This is a genomic window from Rhizobacter sp. P2_D12, assembly GCF_056404395.1.
Map to the genome: position 1 here is coordinate 1 of NZ_JBFUEB010000223.1, position 3,583 is coordinate 3,583.

Genomic DNA, 3,583 nt, shown 5'->3' on the forward strand with positions numbered 1-3,583 from the left:
AGCAGAGCGCCGACTCGGCCCGCCAGGCCAACCAGCTGGCCTCGTCGGCCGCCGAGGTCGCCGCCCGCGGCGGCGCGGTCGTCTCGCAGGTCGTCTCGACCATGGACGAGATCAACGCGTCGTCCAAGAAGATCTCCGACATCATCGGCGTGATCGACGGCATCGCCTTCCAGACCAACATCCTGGCGCTGAACGCCGCGGTCGAAGCCGCCCGCGCCGGCGAGCAAGGCCGCGGCTTCGCGGTCGTCGCCGGCGAGGTGCGCAGCCTGGCCCAGCGCAGCGCCCAGGCCGCCAAGGAGATCAAGGCGCTGATCGGCGCCTCGGTCGAGAAGGTCGATTCCGGCTCGCGCCTGGTGGCCGATGCCGGCCACACCATGAAGGAGATCGTCGGCTCGGTCCAGCGCGTCTCCGACATCATCGGCGAGATCACCGCGTCGTCGTCCGAGCAGAGCGACGGCATCGGCCAGATCAACACGGCGGTCACGCAGCTCGACCAGATGACACAGCAGAACTCGGCCCTGGTCGAGGAAAGCGCCGCCGCGGCAGAGAGCCTGAAAGACCAGGCCCTGCGGCTGTCGCAAGCGGTCGGTGCCTTCCGCCTCGACGCGCAGCACTGACCCACACAACTTCGCAGAGAGCAGCCTCATGAGACTCCAAGACCTGCGCATCGGCACCCGCATCTGGTTCGCCGTCGGCACCTTCATCGTCGCGCTGCTGGCGCTGGTCGCGTTCGCGGCCTGGCGTTCGGCCCAGGTGCAGGCCTTCTCCGACGAGGCGCTGGCACTGTCGGAAACCAAGATCCGCACCGCCGCCCGCTGGGCCGGGCTGACCGAGGCCGCGGTGTCGCGCGCCCAGGCCGGCGCGATCAGCAGCGATCCGTCGGTGCGCACCGCGTTCAAGGACATCAACGACAAGGCGATCGCGCAGATCACCGAGCTGCAGAAGCAGCTCAAGGAGATGCCGCAAACCGAGGCCGAGACGCAGCAGATGGCGAAGATCGCCGCCGACCGCAAGGTGGTGCTCGACATGTCGGCCGAGATCACGAAGAAGAAGGAAGCCGGCGACCTGGACGGCGCACGCACGCTGGCGATGGGCGGCTTCGCGCAGGCCACCGACACCTACATGCAATCGCTGCGCGGCTTCGTCACGCTGCAGGAACAGGCTGCCGCCGCCACGCGCACGCAGCTGGCCGCCGAGCGCCGCAAGACCGTCACGCTGGCGGCCGGCGTGGTGGCCTTGATCATTGCCGGCGCGCTGATCGGCACCTTCGCGATGGTCGGCTCGATCCGCCGCCCGCTGCGCGAGGCGATGGCGCTGGCCGACTCGATCGCCGGCGGCGACCTGAGCCCGCGTCCGGCGGTGACCCGCGGCGACGAGATGGGCGACCTGATGCGCGCGCTGCAGACGATGACGGCCGCGCTCGGCCGCGTCGTGCAGCAGGTGCATTCGGCCAGCGACAGCATCCGCACCGCCAGCGCCGAGATCGCGACCGGCAACCAGGACCTGAGCGCGCGCACCGAGCAGACCGCGTCCAGCCTGCAGCAGACCGCGTCGTCGATGGAGCAGTTGACCGGCACCGTCAAGCAGAGCGCCGACTCGGCCCGCCAGGCCAACCAGCTGGCCTCCTCGGCCGCCGAGGTCGCCGCCCGCGGCGGCTCGGTGGTCTCGCAGGTCGTCTCGACCATGGACGAGATCAACACCAGCTCGAAGAAGATCGCCGACATCATCGGCGTGATCGACGGCATCGCCTTCCAGACCAACATCCTGGCGCTGAACGCCGCGGTGGAAGCGGCGCGTGCCGGCGAACAGGGCCGCGGTTTCGCGGTGGTGGCCAGCGAAGTGCGCAGCCTCGCGCAGCGCAGCGCCGACGCCGCCAAGGAGATCAAGGGCCTGATCGGCGCCAGCGTCGACCGTGTCGAGGCCGGTTCGCGCCTGGTGGCCGATGCCGGCCAGACGATGCAGGAGATCGTCGGCTCGGTGCAGCGCGTGACGGACATCATCGGCGAGATCACCGCGGCCGCGTCCGAACAGAGCGATGGCATCGGCCAGGTCAACCAGTCGGTGACCCAGCTCGACCAGATGACGCAGCAGAACGCCGCGCTGGTCGAGGAGTCGGCCGCCGCCGCCGAAAGCCTGAAGGACCAGGCGGTGCGCCTGTCGCAGGTCGTCGGCAACTTCAGGTTCGAGTCCGCGCACGCGGTCGCCTGACCAGATCCACCGGAGTCATTCCCATGCTGAACCTTTCCTTCAAGCGCAAGATCGCGCTGCTCGTCGCGGCCTCCGTGCTCGCCCTGGTGATCGTCACCGTGGCCAACGGCGTGCACATGCGCAGCCAGATCGTCGAAGGGCGCCGCGGCCAGCTGGTGACGGCGGTCGAATCGGCCTACAATATCGCCGCCGCCTTCGAGGCCAAGGCCGCATCCGGCGCGATGAGCAAGGAAGACGCGCAGAAGGCCGCGAAGGAAGCGATCCGGGTCGCCCGCTACGGCGGCGCCGAAGGCAAGTCCGACTACTTCTACATCTTCACGCTCGACGGCAGCGGCGTCATGCACCCGTTGAAGCCCGAGTGGGACGGCCAGTCGCTGATCGGCAAGGTGAAGGACACCAGCGGCAACGACATCGTGCAGGGCGAATCGAATGCGCTGCGCGCCAGCAAGAATGGCCGCGCTTTCCTGATGAGCGATTTCCCGCGCCCCGGCAAGACCGAGCCGGTGCCCAAGCTGCAGTACGTGATGCACGTGAAGAACTGGGACTGGATGGTCGGCTCGGGCCTGTACATGGACGACGTCGATGCGCAGGTGCGCAACTCCGCGCTGGAGGGCCTGGCGGTCATGCTGCTGGTGCTGGCCGGCATCGGCGCGCTGGGCTACGCGATCGCACGCAGCGTGCTGCGCCAGATCGGCGGCGAGCCGACCGAGGCAATGGCCGTGATGGGCGAGGTGGCGCGCGGCAACCTGTCGGTCGACCTGAGCCACTCGGTGTCGGGCAGCCTGCTGGATTCGCTGTCGCTGATGGTGCGCTCGCTGCGCACGACGGTGAGCCAGGTGCGCCAGAGCACCGACAGCATCTCGACCGCTTCCGGCGAGATCGCGACCGGCAACCAGGACCTGAGCGCGCGCACCGAGCAGACCGCTTCCAACCTGCAGCAGGCCGCCTCGTCGATGGAGCAGCTGACCGGCACCGTCAAGCAGAGCGCCGACTCGGCCCGCCAAGCCAACCAGCTGGCCTCCTCGGCCGCCGAGGTCGCCGCCCGCGGCGGCGCGGTCGTCTCGCAGGTCGTCTCGACCATGGACGAGATCAACGCCAGCTCGAAGAAGATCTCCGACATCATCGGCGTGATCGACGGCATCGCCTTCCAGACCAACATCCTGGCGCTGAACGCCGCGGTCGAAGCCGCCCGTGCCGGTGAGCAGGGCCGCGGCTTCGCGGTCGTCGCCGGCGAAGTGCGCAGCCTCGCGCAGCGCAGCGCCCAGGCCGCCAAGGAGATCAAGGCGCTGATCGGCGCCTCGGTCGAGAAGGTCGACTCCGGCTCGCGCCTGGTGGCCGATGCCGGCCACACCATGAAGGAGATCGTCGGCTCGGT

3 protein-coding genes are annotated in these 3,583 nt (G+C 69.3%); all 3 read left to right on the forward strand.

Features of this window, described 5'->3' with window-relative positions; translation table 11 throughout:
• Positions 1–617: methyl-accepting chemotaxis protein (locus tag AC1DYN_RS31795; RefSeq protein ID WP_477966678.1), on the forward strand; the 617-nt coding region annotated here is incomplete at its 5' end.
• Positions 618–645: 28 nt separating this feature from the next.
• Positions 646–2,208 (forward strand): methyl-accepting chemotaxis protein, encoded by a 1,563-nt coding sequence (locus AC1DYN_RS31800; RefSeq protein ID WP_477966680.1) that lies wholly within the window; start codon positions 646–648, stop codon positions 2,206–2,208.
• Between the two features lie 23 nt (positions 2,209–2,231).
• Positions 2,232–3,583 (forward strand): methyl-accepting chemotaxis protein (locus AC1DYN_RS31805; protein WP_477966682.1); only part of this gene is annotated, 1,352 nt, incomplete at its 3' end.